Consider the following 1684-nt stretch of genomic DNA (forward strand, 5'->3'; position numbering starts at 1 on the left):
GGTGCAGGTGGTGGTGGGAGCGGCGGACGCGGACGGACGGCGCGAGGTGCAGGTGTACTCGCGTGCTGAGGAGGAGGGGTCCGGCGAGGGCTCGTGGGTGTGTCATGCGGCGGGCACGCTCGGGGGCCGGGAGTCGGCGTGGGCGCCCGCGCTGGGAGCGGAGGGGGCCTGGCCTCCGGCGGCTGCGGAGGCGGTGGACGTCGAGGGGTTCTACGAGCGGGCCGGTGCGGCGGGCTATGCGTATGGCCCGGCATTCCAGGGAGTGCGTGCCCTGTGGCGGGACGGGCCGGATCTGCTGGCCGAGGTGGAGCTTCCCGAAGCCGCCGGAGAGCCGGACGGCTACGGCATCCATCCCGCGCTCCTGGACGCGGCGCTGCACCCGGCGTTCCTGCTCGGACAGGACTCCGACGCGGAGGAGACGGGACAGATCTGGCTGCCGTTCTCCTGGACCCGGGTCTCGCTCCACGCCTCCGGCGCGACCACCCTCCGGGTTCGTCTGACCCCGCTCCAGGACGGCGGGGGCGAGGAAGGGGAGCTGGGCGTACGGGTCGTGCTGGCCGACGCCGTGGGTGCTCCGGTCCTCAACGCCGAGTCGGTCGTCATGCGCGCCGCCGAGCCCGCCCAGCTACAGGCCGCGCGTGGCGGCGGCCAGGACACGGACGGGCTGTTCGCCGTCGACTGGACTCCGCTGCCGGAACCGTACGGGGCCGAGGGCACGTGGGCGGTGCTGGGAGCCGGAGCAGGCCGGGGCGCCGTACCGGAGTCGGCGAGCGGCTCCCACTCCCCGGACCACTCCCCGTGCCACTACCCGGACCTCGAAGCCCTGGCAGGCGCGATCGGGGCGGGCGAGCCCGCCCCGACAGCGGTACTCACCCGCCTCGCCGTATCCGACCACGGCTCGCCCGCCTCGCACGAGGACGGCCTGCGCGCGGCCCAGGACGCCCTCACCCTGGTGCAGAGCTGGCTGGCCGAGTCCCGGCTCGGCGAGACGCGTCTGGTCGTGGCGGTGCGGGGGGCCAACGCCGTGGACGGGGACGGCAGCGATGTGGATCCGGCCGCTGCCGGGGTCTGGGGGCTGGTGCGCAGTGCCCAGTCGGAGAACCCGGACCGGTTCCACCTCCTCGACCTCGGCCCCGACACCGAGCTGACGAGCGACGGCGTGGCCGAGGCGGTGCTGCGGGCGGTGGCCGCCGACGAGCCGCAGCTGGCGGTGCGCGACGGCCGGGCGCTGGTGCCCCGTCTGGTGCGCGCCGACGATGGCGGTGAGCTGGAGATCCCCCGCGAGGGCCCGTGGTGCCTGGGCACCACGGGCACGGCCACACTGGAGAACATTTCCGCTCTGCCCTGTCCGGAGGTGCTGGAGCCCCTGGAGCCGGGGCAGGTGCGGATCGCGGTGCGCGCGGCGGGCGTCAACTTCCGCGATGTGCTGGTGGGTCTGGGGATGGCGCCCGGCCAGACAGGGCTGGGCAGCGAGGGTGCGGGCGTGGTGCTGGAGGTCGGCGCCGAGGTGACCCGTCTGAGCGCGGGCGATGAGGTCATGGGCCTCTTCGAGGGCGCGTTCGGGTCCGTGGCGGTGGCCGACGCCCGCATGGTGGTGGGGATCCCGGAGGGCTGGAGCTGGCGTGCTGCCGCCGCGGTCCCGGTGGTGTTCTCGACGGCGTGGTTCGGGCTGGTGGAGCTGGCG

General features: G+C 75.2%; 1 protein-coding gene. It reads left to right on the top strand.

Annotated features, from left to right (window positions below; all coding sequences use genetic code 11):
• The coding region (locus G5C65_RS36850) for a polyketide synthase dehydratase domain-containing protein (protein WP_165303391.1) at positions 1-1684 on the top strand (1684 nt) is incomplete at both ends.

The organism is Streptomyces boncukensis, from assembly GCF_011045075.1.
In the GTDB taxonomy this organism is placed as follows: Bacteria; Actinomycetota; Actinomycetes; order Streptomycetales; family Streptomycetaceae; genus Streptomyces; species Streptomyces boncukensis.